The sequence below is a fragment of the Saccharopolyspora sp. NPDC000359 genome, from assembly GCF_040300525.1.
Classification (GTDB): Bacteria; Actinomycetota; Actinomycetes; order Mycobacteriales; family Pseudonocardiaceae; genus Saccharopolyspora.
Window position 1 is genome coordinate 1 of sequence record NZ_JBEPDU010000041.1, and the last position, 18,063, is coordinate 18,063.

12 protein-coding genes, 1 tRNA gene and 2 pseudogenes are annotated in these 18,063 nt (G+C 71.2%); 6 read left to right on the forward strand and 9 right to left on the reverse strand.

The genetic code is table 11. The features are described 5' to 3' along the window. A pseudogene (locus tag ABT324_RS24030) lies at positions 1 to 805 on the forward strand (hypothetical protein); the annotation flags it as partial. Between the two features lie 55 nt (positions 806 to 860). On the opposite strand, the gene ABT324_RS24035 reads toward ABT324_RS24030, so the two are convergent. Continuing rightward, entirely contained in the window at positions 861 to 1,289 is a 429-nt protein-coding gene (locus ABT324_RS24035; protein ID WP_351181761.1) for a MarR family winged helix-turn-helix transcriptional regulator, read from the reverse strand. 55 nt (positions 1,290 to 1,344) lie between these two features. On the opposite strand from ABT324_RS24035, the gene ABT324_RS24040 reads away from it, so the two are divergent. Then, a complete protein-coding gene (locus ABT324_RS24040) occupies positions 1,345 to 1,668 on the forward strand; it encodes an antibiotic biosynthesis monooxygenase family protein (RefSeq protein ID WP_351181764.1) in 324 nt (107 codons plus the stop codon). Positions 1,669 to 1,670: 2 nt separating this feature from the next. Here ABT324_RS24040 and ABT324_RS24045 read toward each other — a convergent pair whose 3' ends face one another. Beyond that, a complete protein-coding gene (locus ABT324_RS24045) occupies positions 1,671 to 2,039 on the reverse strand; it encodes a hypothetical protein (RefSeq protein WP_351181767.1) in 369 nt (122 codons plus the stop codon). Between the two features lie 16 nt (positions 2,040 to 2,055). On the opposite strand from ABT324_RS24045, the pseudogene ABT324_RS24050 reads away from it, so the two are divergent. Continuing rightward, positions 2,056 to 2,250: pseudogene (locus tag ABT324_RS24050) on the forward strand (GNAT family N-acetyltransferase); the annotation flags it as partial. Between the two features lie 4 nt (positions 2,251 to 2,254). Here ABT324_RS24050 and ABT324_RS24055 read toward each other — a convergent pair. The 7 genes from ABT324_RS24055 to ABT324_RS24085 all read right to left on the reverse strand — a co-directional run bounded on the left by ABT324_RS24055 (position 2,255) and on the right by ABT324_RS24085 (position 15,949). Beyond that, positions 2,255 to 2,896: a DUF8185 domain-containing protein gene (locus tag ABT324_RS24055; protein ID WP_351181770.1), complete on the reverse strand. Its 642-nt coding sequence runs from the start codon at positions 2,894 to 2,896 to the stop codon at positions 2,255 to 2,257. Further along, positions 2,889 to 3,320 carry an acyl-CoA thioesterase gene (locus ABT324_RS24060; protein WP_351181772.1) on the reverse strand — a complete coding sequence of 144 codons (432 nt, stop codon included), beginning with the start codon at positions 3,318 to 3,320 and terminating at the stop codon, positions 2,889 to 2,891. The genes ABT324_RS24055 and ABT324_RS24060 overlap by 8 nt, the downstream gene beginning before the upstream one ends. A 62-nt stretch (positions 3,321 to 3,382) precedes the next feature. After that, the gene (locus tag ABT324_RS24065) at positions 3,383 to 8,353 is read right to left on the reverse strand and encodes an NAD-glutamate dehydrogenase (RefSeq protein ID WP_351181775.1); all 4,971 of its coding nucleotides are present in this window, start codon (positions 8,351 to 8,353) and stop codon (positions 3,383 to 3,385) included. 140 nt (positions 8,354 to 8,493) lie between these two features. Further along, positions 8,494 to 11,442, reverse strand: coding sequence for a hypothetical protein (locus ABT324_RS24070; protein WP_351181778.1), 2,949 nt, complete (start codon positions 11,440 to 11,442; stop codon positions 8,494 to 8,496). A gap of 107 nt (positions 11,443 to 11,549) precedes the next feature. Further along, on the reverse strand, positions 11,550 to 13,223 hold the full coding sequence (gene ettA / locus ABT324_RS24075) for an energy-dependent translational throttle protein EttA (protein WP_351181781.1): 1,674 nt from the start codon (positions 13,221 to 13,223) through the stop codon (positions 11,550 to 11,552). A gap of 132 nt (positions 13,224 to 13,355) precedes the next feature. After that, positions 13,356 to 13,766, reverse strand: a complete 411-nt coding sequence (gene ssb, locus ABT324_RS24080) for a single-stranded DNA-binding protein (RefSeq protein ID WP_351181784.1) — start codon at positions 13,764 to 13,766, stop codon at positions 13,356 to 13,358. Between the two features lie 152 nt (positions 13,767 to 13,918). After that, positions 13,919 to 15,949 (reverse strand): bifunctional copper resistance protein CopD/cytochrome c oxidase assembly protein, encoded by a 2,031-nt coding sequence (locus ABT324_RS24085; protein ID WP_502949788.1) that lies wholly within the window; start codon positions 15,947 to 15,949, stop codon positions 13,919 to 13,921. A 92-nt stretch (positions 15,950 to 16,041) separates the two neighbouring features. Between ABT324_RS24085 and ABT324_RS24090 the strand changes: the two genes are divergently transcribed. From ABT324_RS24090 to ABT324_RS24100, 3 genes are all read left to right on the forward strand, one after another. Further along, complete coding sequence (locus ABT324_RS24090; protein ID WP_351181787.1) at positions 16,042 to 16,611, forward strand: DUF3558 family protein; 570 nt, start codon at positions 16,042 to 16,044, stop codon at positions 16,609 to 16,611. A 138-nt stretch (positions 16,612 to 16,749) separates the two neighbouring features. Then, positions 16,750 to 16,823: transfer RNA gene (locus ABT324_RS24095), tRNA-Arg, on the forward strand. Positions 16,824 to 16,900: 77 nt separating this feature from the next. Then, positions 16,901 to 17,863 carry a tyrosine-type recombinase/integrase gene (locus ABT324_RS24100; RefSeq protein WP_351181790.1) on the forward strand — a complete coding sequence of 321 codons (963 nt, stop codon included), beginning with the start codon at positions 16,901 to 16,903 and terminating at the stop codon, positions 17,861 to 17,863. The last annotated feature ends 200 nt before the right edge of the window (positions 17,864 to 18,063 follow it).

Here is an 18,063-nt window from a genome sequence, read left to right on the forward strand (position 1 = left end):
GGTCGCCGCGCTGCGCGGCCGCCTGCACAACGCCACGACGTGGCTCGGCCGGGTGTGGTCGGCGCACGCGCGCGGCGGGCCCGCGGTGCGGCGGTGGTTGACCGACGAGCCGCTGGGCTCCCCGGTCCCGCCGACGAACCAGCGGCTGTCGCTGCGCAAGCAGTTCCGCGTTGCGCTGGCCACGGCGTTCCTCGGCGCGTCGGTGGCGGCCGGTGCGTACGTGCTGACCGCGCCGCTGGCGGACCCGTTCTTCGGGCTGATCCCGCCGGACATCTTCAGCAGGCTGCCCCCGTACTCCGAGCAGCCGCTCGACGGCGGTCCGGACGGCGAGTTCACGCCGCAGGTCGGGACGGCACCGGGCGCTCCGGTCATCGCGAGGCTGCCGGTGCCGCCCGCACCCGAGCCGACACCAGCACCGGATGCGGGGTCGAGCGACCCGGTGGCGCGGTCGGGCCCGCAGAGCGGTGAACCGGGTGGCACCTCGCCGCACCCGCCCGCGCTGGCCCCGGAGCCCCCGACGGCCCTGCCGCCCGGCCCGGGCACCCCACCGCCGGGAACCCCACCGCCAGGCACCGCGCCGACGACGACCGCGGTCCCACCAACGACGACCGCGGAACCACCAACGACGGACCCACCGACCACCACGGTCCCGCCGACCACGACCACCACGGTCCCCCCGACGACCACGCAACCGCCCACGACGACGGAGCCGGCACCGACCACCACGGAGCCGACCGGGACCACTCCGACGACCCCACCGTCGACCCAACCCACCACGACGGTCCCACCGACCGCGACTTCCTAGCCGCGCGGCGAGCGGTCGGGGCTGGAGCGCAAGCTCGCCGACCTGGGTCGAGTGATCAGGCCAGGTTGTCCGCGCAGGCGCTCAGCAGCGCCGCCAGCTCCTGCGCCTTCTCAGGCGCGAGGCTGGAGGTCATGCGGGCGTCGACGTCGAGCACGATGCCGTCCGCCTCGTCGAGCAGGGCCCGACCGCGGTCGGTGAGGGTGACGGGCTTGGCGCGACCGGCGGTCGGGTGGTCCGCGACGCTGGCCAGACCGGCCGCTTGGAGGCCGTTCAGCACGTCGCGCAGGGATTGGCGCGTGACGAAGGTGCGGCGGGCGAGCTCGGCAGCCGGGGCCCCGGGCGCGTCGGCCAGGGCGCGCAGCACCGCGTACTGGGACATCGACAGGCCGAGCGGGCGGAGGCGCTCCTCGCAGGCCCGGTGGAATGACTGCTGCACCTGCTTGACCAGGTAGCCGACCCGCTGGCGGACGTCCTCTTGACTCATGACAGGAACCTTACACATAATCGGCTTTGTAAGGAACCTGACAAAGGAGTTCGCCGTGGCCACCATCTCGACCGACGCCCCGATCGCGACGCTGATCAACGTCTTCACCGTCCAGCCCGATCGCCAGCGCGCCCTCGCCGACCTGCTCGCGCGCGCCACCGAGGAGGTCATGCAGCACCTGCCCGGCTTCGTCTCGGCCAACATCCACGCCAGCACCGACGGCGGCAAGGTGGTCAACTACGCGCAGTGGCGCTCCGTGGACGACTTCCACGCCATGCTCGACAACCCCGAAGCCCAGGTGCACATGCGGCAGGCGGCCGAACTCGCCGAGCGGTACGAACCGCACCTGTACGCAGTGGAGTCAACCCACCAGCGGTGAGCTCAGTACTGGACCTGCGTCGCGGACACCGCGCACGGGTCGCACCAGAACCCGAAGAGGAGCGGCTCGAACCCCATGGCGCCGAACGGGGTCGGGCCGCTGTCGATCGCGACCAGGAACGGCATTGAGTTGCCACAGCCCGGGCAGATCGGGTGCAACTCCGGCGACGGCCACTGCGGCAGCCCGCCCACCTGGTGCCGGGACCTCCCGGCGACCGCCGGCAGGCTTGGACCGAACTGGTTCGGCTGCGCTTCGAGCACCAGCGAGCACTCACCGGGGATGATGCGGCGGTCACCACCACCCGGCCCCTGCGGTCCGAAGTAGACCTCGACGCCGGTCGGGGAGGAACGGCGCCATCGGCGAAGCAGCACCACGGCCCGGCGAGGCGTCGCGAAGGCACTCCTGCAGCACCTCCTCGCCCTGCCCCAGCACCGCGAGTACCTGCTGGAGGTGGTGGCCGACACCAACGAACCCACCCTGCGGCTGTACGAGAAGCTCGGATTCCGCGAGTACCAGCGCAAGGAGGTGCGCCACACCCGCTGGATCAACCACTACGTCTCGCTGCGGCTCGCGCAGAGCTGAGCGCTCAGATCAGGAGCGGGAGCAGCGCGTGGCGGCGGCGGACCACCGCGCCGTAGCGGGAGTCCAGGCGCAGCCACGCGTCGGTGGCGCTGACCCGGACGACCTCGGACTCCTGCGGCCTGGAGACCAGGAAACCCATGCCGGACAGCACGAACAGGCAGCGCAGCGGCACCTTCACCTCGAAGCCCGCACCGGAGACCGTGAAGACCTCCTGGTCCAGCAGCGACGCGGGCGGGGTGCCCTTCGGGCCCACGTTCTCCTTGGCCACGTCGATGCCGCGCTCGGCCACCTCGCCGACGACCTTCGCCGGGAGGTCGTCCACCCGCTGCCACCCCGAGGTCGGCGGCAGCTCCGAACGCCACAGCAGGTCGCGCGGCGGGCCCGGGTCCATCACCGGGCCACCCGCCACCGTCAACGTCGCCAGCAGCTCGCTGCCGGACACCGTCAGGTCCGCCGGATCCACCTCTGCCGCAACGGACCTGGTGCACAGCGCGTCGAACGGCGTCGCCGCCCAGACGTCCACCCGCCCGGTGCCCGCGCGGTTGCGCAACCGCACCAGCACCTGCCCGTCCAGGCGCACCGCTCGGGCCACGAACGCGCCCAAGTCCTCGCGTTCGACGGCATCGGGCATCCGCAGCTCAGGCACGGGCGTTCTCCGGCTTCACCGAGTCCAGCTGCCACTCGGACAGGAAGCTGCGCTCCTCCGCGGTCAACCGCCGCGGCCGCCCGGCCCGCAGGTCGTAGGGCACCATCAGGGTTTCCGCGGTGGCCACCGCTTCCTGCGCGTAGGCGGTGTAGTCGACGATGAACGACGCCGCCTTCAGCTCCCGCACAGACATCTGCACCTGCAGCGACTTCGATGCGTAGACCAGCGGGCTGTGGTAGTCGATCACGACCCGCGCCACCACCATGCCCTCGGCCATGCCGAGCAGGCCCTGCCGCTCGGCCTCGGTGAACAGCAGCTCGGCGCGCGCCTCCTCCAGCAGCGTGATCGTCCGGGCGTGGTTGACGTGCCCGAACGCGTCCATGTCGGACCAGCGCAGGGCCACCTCTGCTACGAACGCGCCCACTGGGGGAGCTCCCTTCCTGGCGTTCGGGTGGCCCGCGCCGCACGCGCGGGCCACCCGGCAACTCATCGGACCATGCTGCGCAGCTGACGCGCGGCCACCGAAAGCGTGGCCAGGTCGAGTCGACCCGAGCTCTTGATCTGCTCGAGCGCCGAATTGGCCCGCGCCAGCCGCGACTCGTTGGCCGACTCCCAGTGCGCGATCTTCTGCTCCGAGTCGTCCTCCGGGTCGCTGATCCGCAGCACGTCGATGGTGATCGCGCGCAGCGATGCGTAGAGATCATCCCGCAACGCCAACCGGGCCAGCGAGTGCCACCGGTTCCCGCGCTCCAACTCGTTGACCGCCAGCAGCATCCGCTCCACGTCGAGGTGCTCGGCGAGCGTGTAGTACAGGTCCGCGCTCTCCCGCGGACTACGCTCGGCGCTCACCCCGGCATCGCGCTCGGCCAGCTCGGCGACCTCCCGGATGTCCAGCAGCGCGAAGGAGTCCAGCAGGGTGCCGACGCGCTCGGCCAGTTCCACCGGCACCCCGGCCGCCGTCCACCGGTCGATCATCTCGGTGGCGCCCTCGGCCGCCCGGCCGCGCAGCAGCCCGCGCACCGACCCGGACAGCTCCTCGACCACCGGCCGGAACCGGGCGATCTCGGCGCCGATGGCCAACGGCTGCGGCCGGTTGTTCAGCATCCAGCGCGCCGCCCGGTCCAGCAGGCGGCGGCTCTCGAGCACCAGCTCGTCGGCCACCGAACTGGGCACCGAACCACCCAGGTCGTCGATCTGCTGCCACAGCGAGTGCAGGTCGTAGACGTTGGTGACCACCGCGAACGCCCGCACCGCGTCGGTGGTCGAGGCGCTGATCTCCTCGGCCAGCCGGTAGGCGAAGGAGATCCCGCCGCCGTCGACCATCTCGTTGACCAGCAGGGTCGTGATGATCTCGCGGCGCAGCGGGTGCGCGGCGATCGCGTCGCCGTAGCTCTCCTGCAGCGGCTTCGGGAAGTACTCCGGCAACCGGCTGCTGAACGCCTCGGTGTCCGGTAGCCCGCTGGCCAGCACGTCCCGCTTCAGCGACAGCTTGACGTGCGCCATCAGCGTGGCCAGCTCCGGCGAGCTGAGGCCCTCGCCGTTCTTCTCCCGCTCGCGGAACTCCTTGGCGGTGGGCAGCGCCTCCAGCTTGCGGTCCAGCCCGGCGTTCTTCTCCAGCGCGGTCACCTGGCGGGCGTGCACCGACACCATCGGCCCGGCGTGCGCCCGCGAGATGCCCAGCACCGCGTTCTGCCGGTGGTTGTCGGTGAGCACCAGCTCGCCGACCTCGTCGGTCATGTCCGCCAGCAGCTCGTTGCGCTGCTCGCCGGTCAACCTGCCGTCGACCACCAGGTGGTCCAGCAGGATCTTGATGTTGACCTCGTGGTCGGAGCAGTCCACCCCGGCGGAGTTGTCCAGCGCGTCGGTGTTGACCTTGCCGCCCGCGCGGGCGAACTCGATCCGGCCCAGCTGGGTCAGGCCCAGGTTGCCGCCCTCGCCGACGACCTTGACCCGCAGGTCCGCGCCGTTGACCCGGACCGCGTCGTTGGCCTTGTCCCCGACGTCGGCGTGCGACTCGCTGCTGGCCTTGACGTAGGTGCCGATGCCGCCGTTCCACAGCAGGTCGGCCGGGGCCAGCAGGACCTTCTTGATCAGCTCGGCCGGGGCCAGCTGCTGCACCGACTCGTCGATGCCCAGCGCCTGCCGGATCTGCGGGTTCAGCGGGATCGACTTCAGCGAGCGCGACCACACACCGCCGCCCGCGCTGATCTTGCTGCGGTCGTAGTCGTCCCAGGTCGACCGCGGCAGCTCGAACAACCGGCGGCGCTCGGCGAAGGACACCGCGGGGTCCGGGTCGGGGTCGATGAACACGTGCATGTGGTTGAACGCGGCGACCAGCTTGATGTGCTCGGACAGCAGCATCCCGTTGCCGAACACGTCACCGGCCATGTCGCCGATGCCGACCACGGTGAAGTCCTGGTTCTGGGTGTCCACGTCCAGCTCGCGGAAGTGCCGCTTGACGCTCTCCCACGCGCCCCGCGCGGTGATGCCCATCGCCTTGTGGTCGTAGCCGACCGAACCGCCCGAGGCGAACGCGTCGCCCAGCCAGAAGCCGTAGGACTTGGCCACGTCGTTGGCGATGTCGGAGAACGTCGCGGTGCCCTTGTCCGCGGCCACCACCAGGTAGGTGTCGTCGCCGTCGTGACGCACCACGTCGCGCGGCGGGGCAACCTCGCCGCCGACCAGGTTGTCGGTCAGGTCCAGCAGGCCGGAAATGAACATCCGGTAGCAGGCGACGCCCTCGTCCAGGGACGCCTTGCGGTCGGCGGCCGGGTCCCCGGTGGGCGTCGGCGGCCGCTTGACCACGAAGCCGCCCTTCGCGCCGACCGGCACGATCACCGCGTTCTTCACCGCCTGCGCCTTGACCAGGCCCAGGATCTCGGTGCGGAAGTCCTCCCGGCGGTCCGACCAGCGCAGCCCGCCGCGGGCCACCGAGCCGTACCGCAGGTGCACGCCCTCCACCCACGGCGAGTACACGAAGATCTCGAACTGCGGGCGCGGCTCGGGCAGCCCCGGGATCTCCTTGGGTTCCAGCTTGAACGCCAGGTAGGGGCGTTCCCAGCCGGGGTCGGCGGCGAAGTAGTTGGTGCGCAGCGTGGCCCGGATCAGACTCAGGTAGTTGCGCAGGATCCGGTCCGCGTCGAGGCTGGTCACCTCGTCGATCAGCTTGGTGACCTCGTCCACCAGGTCCGCCTCGCGGGCTTGGCGGTCCGCGTCGTCCAGCGCCGGGTCGAAGCGCGCCTCGAACAGCCGGACCAGCGTCGTCGTGGTGGTGCGGTGCGCCAGGATCGCGTCCTCGATGTAGTCCTGGCTGTAGGCGATGCCGACCTGCCGCAGGTACTTGGCGTAGGCGCGCAGCACCGACGCCTGGCGCCAGTTCAGCCCGGCGCGCAGCACCAGCGCGTTGAACCGGTCCACCTCGGCGGCCCCGAGCCAGGCCGCGCGGAAGGCGTCCTCGAAGCGCTCGCGCAGCGTGTCCAGCAGCCGGGTGTCGACCGAGTCCAGCACCTCCGAGTCCAGCCGCAGGCCGAAGTCGTAGATCCAGTGCGGCTGGTCGGCGCCGTCCAGCGAGATCTCGTACGGGCGCTCGTCGACGACCTCGACGCCCATGCTCTGCAGCACCGGCAGCACCCGGGACAGGGTCACCCGGCCGCCCACGTAGATCTTGAACCGGCGCTGCCCGCCACTGGCGTCGCGCGGCGCGTAGAACGACATCTGCAGGTCGTTCGGACCGGACAGGGACTCCAGTCGCCGCAGGTCAGCAAGGCCCTCGGCGGCGGTGAAGTCCTCCTTGTAGGCCTCCGGGAAGCTGTTCGCGTAGCGGTGGCCCAGCTGGCTCATGGCCTCCGACAGGCTGCGGGTCGCCAACCCGTCGCGGCTGCGGCCGGACTGCTCGGCGTCGACCTCCTCCACCATCCGGTCGTCCCAGGTGTGGATGGCCTCCTCCAGGCGCCGCTGGATGCGGCCCAGGTCCGGCTCGACCTGGTTCTCCGGGTCGGTGTGCACCACGAAGGCGACCCGCGCCAGGGCCGACTCGCCGACCCGCGTGCTGTACTCCAGGCCAGTGCCGCCCAGCTCGGCCAGCAGCACCTCCTGCATGGCCAGCCGCGAGCTCGTCGTGTAGCGGTCCCGCGGCAGGTACACCAGCACCGAGTAGAAGCGGCCGTAGGGGTCGCGGCGCAGGAACGGCTTGAGCTTGCGGCGCTCGGCCAGCGCCAGCACGCCGGTGATGGTTTCCTGCAGCGTGTCCGAGTCGGTGGAGAACAGCTCGGTGCGCGGGTAGTTCTGGATCTCCTCCAGCATCCGCTGACCGGAGTAGGACTCCATCGGGAACCCGGCGTGGTGGATGACCTCGCGCACCCGGCGTTCGATGAACGGGATGTCCAGCACGTCCTCGTGCAGCGCCGTGGTGGTGAACAGGCCCAGGAAGCGGTGCTCACCGGTCACCGCGCCGGACTCGTCGAAGGTCTTGACGCCGACGTAGAACGGGTGCACCGGTCGGTGCACTGTGGACGGTTCACTGGCCTGGGTGAGCACCAGCAGCTCCGGCGACAGCGCGCTGGCGCGGCCGTCCGGCCAGGTGGCGAGGCTGCGGGCCGCGACGCTGTCGCCGCGCAGCACGCCGAGACCGGAGGCCAGCACGGCCTGCAGCGCCGGGTCGGCGCCGTCCTCGGCGACCAGCTCGTAGTGCCGGTACCCGAGGAAGGTGAAGTGCCCGTCGGCCAACCAGCGCAGCAGGCCGGCGCCGTCGTGGACGTCGGCGGCGGGCAGCGGCGGCGGGTTCTGCTCCAGCTCGTCGGCCAGCGCGCGGGCGGTGGCGTGCATCCGCTCGGTGTCCTCGACGACCTCGCGAACGTCGTTGAGGACCCCGGTCAGGCCGTGCTCAAGGACCTCCAGCCGCTCCGCGTCGGCGACCCGGTCGACCTCGACGTACATCCAGCTCTCGGCCAGCGAGTCGGCGGGCGGCGCGGCCGGGTCGGCGCCGGGCAGCACCTCCAGCAGCTCACCGGCGACGTCGCGGCGCACCGCGATGATCGGGTGGATGATGCGCTGCACCTCGGCACCGTCGCGGCCGAGTTCGGCGATCACCGAGTCGACCAGGTACGGCGAGTCGTCGGTGACGATCTGCACCACGGTGGCCGGGCTCTCCCAGCCGTGGTCGTCGCGGGTTGGGTTGAAGACCTGCACCAGGGGTCGACCGGCGACCCGCGTCGCGGCCAGCCGGTGGTGCGACCGCAGGGCGCCGATCAGGTCGGCCGGGTCGTCGGCGACGAGCTCCTCAGCGGGGACGTGCCGGTAGTAGGCGCGCAGCAGCTCGGCGAGTTCGGGTGCGTTCTCCGCCGCCCGGTCCAGCAGGCGGCTCTTGACGAGTTCGGGGTTCTCGGATCGCTCCCCAGCCGAATCCTCCCCATCGGTCTGCGGTCGTCCGGTCTTCAACTGTCCGGGATTCGAGGTCATCTTCAGGCAGCTCCACGCTTGACGGCACCTCTTTGTGCCCACAGGTTCCACCATAAGACTGCCACTCCCGGCGACGGCCGGAGGGCGGTCCGGTGGTCAGCTGCGTGAAGAACCGCACAATGATCGATTACCTGCACGTTTCAGAACAGCGGATCCGTCGCCGCAGCATCGAAACCCGGGCGCCGGTGCCGCGCCACCGCACCGGGCCCGCGATCGTCCGATGTGGACGAGGTGGCGCGCTGGGGACGGCGCGGCGGCTCGGTGATTCCGGACACATGCGCCTCGCTGTGCCGACCGGGGCGGGTCGTCCCGGCCTCCACCTCACCGCGGCGACCGGTCTCGTAGGCCAGCAGCGCCTCGGTGAGCAGTTCAGCGAGGCCCACCTTCTCCGGCACCTCCGGGTCAGTGACCGGCGCGGGATCCGGAACCGGGAGGTTCGGTTGGGTGTCCTGGTCGGGGAGTTCCACCTGCGGTGGGTCCGGGGTCGGCGGGGTGGCCGCCGCGGTCTGGTCCGGCTGACGGTGCCGGGCGACCGCCTCCGCCGCTTCGGACTCCGGCTCGGGCTCGTCCGGGTCGGCGCGGCGGCGGGCCCGGCGGCGACCGCTGCGGGGCTGCTCGGGCAGCCGGAGGCTCGCCTGGATCTCGGCCAGCGACCGGCCGCGCGACCGCCGACCGCCGATCTCCTCCTCGGCCTGGGCCGCGGCGCTGCTCCCGGTCGGTTCACCGCGCTGGTGGTCCGGGGCTTCGGTGCTGTCCGGACCCGGTGCGCCGTGCCGCGGCGCGGGGCGCTCCTCGGAGCTCCGCGTCTCCGGCTCGATCACCGGCAGGATCGTGGTGGCGTCCGCTTCGACCGGCGGGGCCGGGAGGCCCAGCGGTTCCGGGTCGGCCGCGCTGTCCAGCTCCGATCCGGCCTCCCAGCCGAGCAGCGGATCCGACGCGGCGGGCAGGTCGGGGAGGGTGTCCGCTTCGCCAGGCGGCTGGTCCCGGAGCTCCGGGGGCCACCAGTCGGACCGGTCGGTGCGCTCCCCCGCCGGTTCCGGATCGACGAGGTCCGCCACCGCACCGGACACCTGGTGCGTGCTGGTCAGCAGGCCGTCCAGCAGCGCGGAGTCGAACACCACCGTCGGCTCGTCCGGCGTTTGCGAGTTCCTCGCGGCCTCCCGCTGGCGGCGCTCTTCGCGCAGCTCAGCCGCCCGGCTGGTGAGCGACTCCATCAGCCGGCGCGCCGCGTCGGCCGCTTCGTCCGACTCCGGCCGGGGCTTGGGCAGCTCCGGCTCCGAGGCGGCGGTGTCCGGCTCGACCACGCTCGGCGCACCCGCATCCCCAGCCCCGCTGACCTCGGGGAAGTCGAACTCGGGGAACTGCACCCCGGCCGACTCGGCTTCGGGCACCTGGTCCACGGCGGGCTGGATGTCGGATAAGTGAGCTTCGGGGGGCTGGATGTCGTGACGTGCGTCCACGGAGCGGACGTCGGGAGAGCCAGCCTCCGCAGGCCGGGCTTCAGCTTCCGCGGAGGGGGCTTCGGAAGGGCCAGCCGCTGAGGGGTGGACTTCAGAGCGGGTCTCGGGGGAGGGGGCTTCGGGCGAGCCAGCCCCTGCGTGCTGGAATTCGAGGGCGCGACCACCGTCCCCCCGGGCATCAGCGGTAGCGCTCTCGTCGAACCACCGACCCCCTTGGCCTTCGCCGTCGGAATTCGCGGACTGGGCCTCGGAGCTCCCCCTTCGCCGCTTCCCCACCCCGGACTCACCGGGGGGCTGAGCGTCTACCCCAGCAAACTCAACCGGCCCATAGCTTGGAAATCCAGCTTCAACCCGCTCAGCACTGGGGAACGGGTTCTGGGCCTCGCCAGCCGCAACTGGCATGACAATCGAAGACCGGCCTTCACCCTCGCCAGCCACAACCCGCTCGGCACCCGCGGAGCGCTCCTCGGCCCCGCTGGCCTCAGCCGCCCGGGCCTCGGAGTACTGGGCTCGTCGCCGCCGGGTCCCCCCAGGTCGTTGGTGCTCGCCCACGGCGTCTGGCACCCGGTGCGCGGGCTGCGGGCCGGGCGGAGGGACGTCCGGCGAGCCCAAGTCGGGCGTCGCCGACTGCGCCCCCCGCGACTGCCGGGGGACGTGCACGCACTCCGTGCGCGCCGGGTAGTCGGCCAACAGCCGGACCCGCGCCTGGTGCACGGCGGCGCGCCACCGCCGGTCGGCCGCGTACGCGCCGCGCAGGGAGCGCAGGGCCTCGGCGAACTCCGACCCGCGTTCGTGCACCTGGGACAGGGTGTTGAGCGCTTCGGCCAGCAGGCCGTCGAGCTTGTGCCGCTCGGAGATGGCGGCCGTGTCTCCCAGCACCCGCAGCGCCGCCGAGTGGTCACCGTTGGGCAGGTGCACCCGCGTGGCCAGCGCCAGCCCCAACCAGCCGACCGGTCCCGCCGCGGCAGCTCGCACCGGCTCGGCCAGCACCCGCTCAGCGGCCTCGACGGCCTGGGGTCGGTGACCGAGCTCCAGCAGCGACTGCACCCGCTCCAGCACCAGCCGGGTCCGGACCTCACCGCTGTCGGCCGCCGGATCACCGAGCTCGCGGAGCAGCTCCAGCCCCGCGTCGGCGACCGCCGTCGCCTCGGCGAACTCGCCCAGCCGACGGTGGTGCCCGGCGCGAGCAGCGCAGACGCGGGCCCGGAGCATCCGGGCGGTGTCCCGGTTGCCCTCCCCCGCGTCGTACAGCCGCTCCGCCTCGTCCAACGCCTCGGTCCGCGCACCGTCCTGCTCGCGCACCGGCATCGAGGCCGCCAGCGCCAGCAGCGCGTGCGCCCGCAACGACGGGTCGATCCGCTCCTGCTCCAGCACCGACCGCAGAATACGGGCGGCGACCTCCGGGCTGCCTGCGGCGCAGGCGCACCACGCCAGCTCGACCCGCAGCTCGGCGGTCACCTCATCATCGCCCGCCGACTCCGCGTCGCGGACCGCGGCGAGGGCCCGGCCGGTGGCCGGGACACCTCGCCCCAACCGGTTCGAGGCGAACAGGGCGAGCGCTTCCGCGCGCAGCCGTGCCGCCTGGTCACCGGCGCTCCTGGCGAGCGCGACAGCGCGATCACTGAGCACCAACGCGAGCTCGGGGACCCTCCACCGCATCTGGTGCGCGGGTTCGAGGAGCCCTTGTGCCGAGCCTGGGTGTGGTGGTCCGGACACGCTCGCCAAGGCGCCTCCGTTCAGCCCCGGGTCAGTTTGCGGTGCGTCACTCGGTGCGGACGGGCCGCCTCCGCGCCCAGCCTATCGATTTTGTTCTGCTCGTAACCCTCGAAGTTGCCCTCGAACCAGAACCACTTCGCCGGGTTCTCGTCGTCGCCCTCCCAGGCGAGGATGTGGGTGGCGACGCGGTCCAGGAACCAGCGGTCGTGGGAGATGACCACGGCGCAGCCGGGGAACTGCTCGAGGGCGTTCTCCAGCGAGCTGAGGGTCTCCACGTCCAGGTCGTTGGTCGGCTCGTCCAGCAGGATCAGGTTGCCGCCCTTCTTGAGCGTCAACGCCAGGTTGAGCCGGTTGCGCTCACCACCGGAGAGCACGCCCGCCGGCTTCTGCTGGTCCGGGCCCTTGAAGCCGAACGCGCTCACGTACGCGCGCGACGGCATCTCGACCTGGCCGACCTGGATGTAGTCCAGCCCGTCGGAGACCACCTGCCACACGGTCTTCTCCGGGTCGATGTTCGCCCGGTTCTGGTCGACGTAGGACAGCTTGACCGTGTCGCCGATCTTGACCGTGCCCGAGTCCGGCTCCTCCAGACCCACGATGGTCTTGAACAGCGTCGTCTTACCGACACCGTTCGGACCGATCACGCCCACGATGCCGTTGCGCGGCAGGGTGAACGACAGGTCGTCGATGAGCAGCTCGTCGAAGCCCTTCTTGAGGTTCTCCACCTCGACCACGACGTTGCCCAGCCGCGGGCCCGGCGGGATCTGGATCTCCTCGAAGTCGAGCTTGCGGGTCTTCTCCGCCTCGGTGGCCATCTCCTCGTAGCGGTTCAACCGGGACCGCGACTTGGTCTGGCGGGCCTTGGCGTTGGACCGGACCCAGTCCAGCTCGTCCTTGAGGCGCTTCTGCAGCTTGGCGTCCCGCTTGCCCTGGACCGCCAGCCGCTCGGCCTTCTTCTCCAGGTACGTCGAGTAGTTGCCCTCGTACGGGAAGGTCCGACCGCGGTCCAGCTCCAGGATCCAACCGGCGACGTTGTCCAGGAAGTACCGGTCGTGGGTCACGGCGAGCACGGCGCCCTGGTAGTTGGCGAGGAACTGCTCCAGCCACAGCACGCTCTCGGCGTCCAGGTGGTTGGTCGGCTCGTCGAGCAGCAGCAGGTCCGGCTTGCTCAGCAGCAGCTTGCACAGGGCGACCCGGCGACGCTCACCACCGGAGAGGTTCGTGACCTCCGCGTCCGGCGGCGGGCACCGCAGCGCGTCCATCGCCTGCTCCAGCTGGGAGTCCAGTTCCCACGCGTCGGCGTGGTCCAGGTCCTCCTGGAGCCTGCCCATCTCCTCCATCAGCTCGTCGGAGTAGTCGGTCGCGAGCTGCTCGGCGATCTCGTTGAAGCGGTTGAGCTTCTGCTTGATCTCCCCGACGCCCTCCTCGACGTTGCCGAGGACCGTCTTCTCCTCGTTGAGCGGAGGTTCCTGCTGCATGATGCCGACCGTGTAGCCCGGCGACAGGAACGCTTCGCCGTTGTTCGGCTGGTCGAGTCCCGCCATGATGCGCAGCACGGTCGACTTGCCAGCCCCGTTCGGCCCCACGACGCCGATCTTGGCGCCCGGGTAGAACTGGATCGTCGCGTTGTCGAGGATGACCTTGTCACCATGCGTCTTGCGCACGTTTTTCATGGTGTAAATGAACTCGGCCATACCCCGAATCGTAGTTGCGCCCCGTGTCGGCCCGCGCACGCGGTCCCCAAGCGGTCCCAGGTCGATCTCCCCGCCCGCCGCAGCGGCGGGCACCACCTCCTCCCGGTTGGCGTTCGTCCTGGCCAGTGACGGTCAGCCGCCGCGTGGCGGCGCGCCGACAGGTTCCAGCGACGGGCGCAGCGCCCGCACGTCAGCCCGAGGTGGTGGCTCCGCGCGCGCCAAGTCCAGGCCGACCGCGCTCGCCTCCAGCTCGACGGCGGTGCGCCACTGCCCACCCGACTCGTACTCGCGGGTGCGCAACCGACCGGTGGCCACCACCGGATCGCCCTTGGCCAGCGCCTCGACCATCCCGTCGGCGAGCCGCCGCCAGCAGTTCACCGTGGTCAGGAAGCGGTCGCCGTCGACCCACTGGGCGGCCGCCTGGTCGAACCGGCGCGAGGTGGCGGCCAGCCGGAAGCTGGCCACCTGGTTGCCGCCCGTGGTCTCGCGCACCACCGGTTCGGTCATGAGGTTGCCGACCACGGTCACGTGGGTCTCGTACATCTCCGCCGCCCTCCGTTCCGCGCAGCGCTCGGCGCTGCCGCCTCGGAAATCCGCGGCCGGTCTTCCGGCCACCTCTCGAAGGTTGCCCGAAGATCGCCACGCAGCGCGACCGAATTACCACCCTCCGTGCCGGAAATGGCCGATCGGCCAGGTCAGCTGCTCCGCTGGTCGTCCTTCTCGGCGAGGCGCTTGAGCATTTCGTTGTAGGCGTTCAGCTCCGCGTCGCCGTCCGCATCGGCCTTCCGGTCAATCCTGCGCGCAGCGCGGTTGTCCGCCCGCGACCACTGGACCAGCAGCGCGAGCATCACCACCACCAGCGGGACCTCGCCGGACGCCCAGGCCAGCCCGCCGCCGAGCCGCTGGTCGGCGAGCAGGTCGGTCATCCACCCCAGGTCGAGCCCGCGGTAGAAGTCCCCGCCGATCACGGTGGAGGACATCATCAGCGCGATCCCGAAGAAGGCGTGGAACGGCATGGAGGCGAAGACCAGCCCGACCTTGCCCATCGGTGGCAGCGCCCGCGGCGCCGGGTCCACGCCGATCACCGGCCAGTAGAAGATGTAGCCGACCAGCAGGAAGTGCGCGTTCATCGCCAGGTGCGCCCAGTGCTGCGTCAGCGCGACGTCGAACAGGCCGGTGAAGTACAGGGCGTAGAAGGAGCCCACGAACAGCACCAGCGCGACGATCGGGTTGGTCAGCACCCGCGTGACCGGCGAGTGCACGAAGGCCAGCAGCCACTCCCGCGGCCCCGGCGGCTGACCCTTGCCCGCGGGCTTGAACACGCGCAGCGCCAGCGACGTCGGACCGGCCAGCACCAGGAACACCGGCGCCAGCATGGACAGCAGCATGTGCTGGCCCATGTGCACGCTGAACACCGCGGGCGCGTACTTGCCGATGCCGGACGAGGTCGCCACCAGCAGCGTCGCGCAGCCGCACAACCAGGCGATGGTCCGCCCGACCGGCCAGCTGTCGCCGCGCTTGCGCAACCGGCGCACGCCCACCAGGTACAGCGCGGCCAGGGCCAGCGCGAGCGTGCCGTAGACCAGGTCGAACCGGCCGTCGAACAGCAGTCGGAACGCGGTCGGCGGCTCCGGCAACGGGTAGCCGATCAGCAGCTCAGCCCGGTCGGGGATGTCGCGGGACACCCCGTCCGGCGGCGGGGTGCGCCCGAGCGCGACGGCGATGCCGATCGTGGCGAACATGACCAGCGCCTCGACCGCGCCGAAGCGCAGCAGCGCGGCCACCCCGGTGCGCTCCTCGATGCGCTGCACCGCGCTGCGCCGCTGGACGAAGCCGAACACGCCGAGCACCACCAGCGCGCCGATCTTGAGCAGCATCAGCAGGCCGTAGGTGGTGGTGAACAGCTGTGCCGGAGTCATTCGCACGAACGCGTTGATCACCCCGGACAGCGCCATCGCCACCCAGGCCACCAGCGCGATCAGCGAGAACCGCCGCGCGACCAGCGGCAGGTGCGCGCCCCGGCGGGCGGCGTGCGCCACCAGCGCTACCAGGCCGCCGACCCACAGGGCCGCACCGAAGAGGTGGAACAGCAGGCTGTTGGTGGCGACGTCGTGCGCACCACCGGTGGCCGAGTGGCCGGTGGCGACCACCGGGAACAGGGCCAGCAGGCCCAGGCCGAAGGTGACCACCGTCCAGCCCCACGACAGCACGGCCCGGCAGGCCAGCACGACCACGAACGCGACGACTGCGGTGATCAGCCACGCCTTGGCCTGCTCCAGCGCGTCCACCAGCCCGAACAGGACCTGGGTGTCGAGCACGTCGCTCACCGGCCGCCCGGTGGCGTCCGCGGCGAGGAACGGCACCACCAGGACCGCGCCCACGCACCAGACGGCGGCCGCCCAGCCAGCCGTGCGGACCGCGGCGTAGCCGTCCGCGGCCAGCGCTCCCGAGCGCTGCGCGGGGATGCAGAACGCGGCGAACAGCAGCGACCCGATGCACACGACCGCACCGGACTCGGCGATCACCCGCACCACCGGCAACCCGTACTGGGTGAGCGGCCCCGGATCAGGCAGGCCCAGCAGCGCGTAAGAAGCTCCCGCGGAGAGTGCGGTGAGCGCTGCGGCGACGATGGCCGCCAGCACTGCGGCGGTGACGATCAGCACGCCCACCGAGCTGGACGGGCCGCGCCGTTCCGGTTCGGGTTCCACGGCGGTTTCGGATGGCACAAACCGAGCGTAACCGCCGAATTGAATCGTTCCGCCGCAGGATGCCGGGTCGACCGGTGATCTCACAGCGGCCCGAGCGCTACGGTTACGCCGTGACCGCTGTCCGTGGCTATGCGCTCATACCGCCGGTGCTGCTCCTGTGCGCCACCACCGCCTGTGCCCCGCCGGTGCCCGGCGAGCCGGTTCCGGCCGCCGGTTTCCGCGACGAACCGACGACGAGCGCCACCAGGCCGGGCGACCTCACCTCCCCGCTCCCCACCTCGTCCAGCGGCACGGACCCGTGCACCCTGCTCGCCGCTGAGGACCTGGCAGCGCTCGGTGGTTCCACGGGCACGCCCCACCCGAACCAGCCGATGCCGGGCGTGTGCACCCACCCGCTGACCAGCGGCCCGGAGAACGCCGCGGCGGCGGGCTACTACGACCCGCTCCGGGCGGTCACCGAGCGCCAGCCGGGCGGGGTGGCGGTCGAGGTGGAGGGCCGGTCGGCGTGGCTGTACTGCGAGCTGGTCGACGCGCACCAGACGTGCACGGCGGCCACCGAGCTGGGGCCGGACCGCACCCTGCTGACCATGCTGACCCTGCGGGACGCCTCCGCGGCGGACACCACCGACCACTTGTTCGGCTTGACCACCGCGGCGTTGCGCCACCTCCCACCGCCCTGACCTGCGGTGATGTCCGCCGTTACGGTTCCGGTTGTCGATCAGCTTGCCGTTCGGTACCGGCTCGGCAACGGTGCGGCGTCGATGCCACGGGGCCGACCGCCTACCGCTACCCTGCATGCTTGCAGCTCAGCGGTGCATGCCCCCATAGCTCAGCCGGATAGAGCAAAGGACTTCTAATCCTTAGGTCGCAGGTTCGAGTCCTGCTGGGGGCGCGAGCAGGCAAAACGAAGGGATTCAGTCCGGTACAGCGAGTGGAGGCCAAGGGATTCGACGCGTAGCGTCGCCCCTTGTGTCTCCTTCTGCTGCCTCCAAACGTGTCACCGTCCCCGAACTCGACGACCTGCGGGAGCTGCTGCCGGACTGGCGTCGGCACCTCCGGTCCATCAACAGGGCGTCGAGCACCATCACGTCGTACCTGACCGTCGGCGAAGAGTTCGTTGACTTCCTGGTCACGCAGGGCATGCCGACATCAGCCAGCGTGATCACGCGCGAGCACGTCGAGCACTACATCGTGCACCTCCAGGAGCGCCCGAACAGGCGCACCGGCAAGCCCTTATCCGCAGCCCAAGTTGCAAAGCACTACCGCAGCTTGCAGCAGCTGTTCCGGTGGCTCGACGAGATCGAAGGCGAGATCACCGTCAACCCGTTCACCAAGATGAAGGCACCGCATGTGCCTGAACAGCCGGTGCCAGTGCTCACCGACGACGAGCTGCGGGCCCTGTTGGGGACGTGCAAGGGCCGCAGCTTCGAAGACCGACGAGACACCGCGCTCATCCGGTTCCTCACGGACTCCGGGCCTCGTGTCGGGGAAATCGCCCCGCTGGAACTTGGGAACCTTGACTTCGACACCGACGTGGCTGACGTGCTCGGCAAGGGGGGCCGGTGGCGAGCCATCCCGTTCGGCAACAAGACCGGGGAAGCAATGCGCCGCTACATTCGCGCCCGCGCACGGCATCCGAAGGCCAGCACGACCGACCGGGTTTGGATCGGGAGGTCTGGCGCGCTGACGGAATCCGGCATCGCGCAGATCATCCGGCGCCGCGGCGAACAGGCCGGGATCATGGGCCTGCACCCGCACATGTTCCGGCACACCTTCGCTCACGTGTTCCTCGCCGACGGCGGCCAGGAGCAAGACCTCATGCGGCTTGCGGGCTGGCGCTCCCGCGAAATGGTCGGCCGATACGGGGCGTCTGCGGCAGATCAGCGGGCACGGGAAGCACACCGCAGAGCTGCGCTGGGTGATCGCGTGTAGACGGATACGGACACGGCTGCGAACAGACAGGACGCGAGCTATCTTGCGCGCCGCGATGGAATACAGCGCCGAACACCGGCGGCCCGTCTCTGCGGGCCGCCGTTCCGTCGGCCGTGACAGAACAGGCGCGAATGATGCCCGAAACTCACCAGCAACGCGCCTTGCGCGCTCGCATCGCAGCTCATCGATCATGGGCGAAC

Bases quoted from the DNA above. Each gene is read 5' to 3' on its own strand.
- ssb (WP_351181784.1), bottom strand. From the start codon at position 13,766: ATGTACGAGACCCACGTGACCGTGGTCGGCAACCTCATGACCGAACCG.
- ABT324_RS24035 (WP_351181761.1), bottom strand. From the start codon at position 1,289: ATGAGTCAAGAGGACGTCCGCCAGCGGGTCGGCTACCTGGTCAAGCAG.
- ettA (WP_351181781.1), bottom strand. From the start codon at position 13,223: ATGGCCGAGTTCATTTACACCATGAAAAACGTGCGCAAGACGCATGGT.
- ABT324_RS24065 (WP_351181775.1), bottom strand. From the start codon at position 8,353: ATGACCTCGAATCCCGGACAGTTGAAGACCGGACGACCGCAGACCGAT.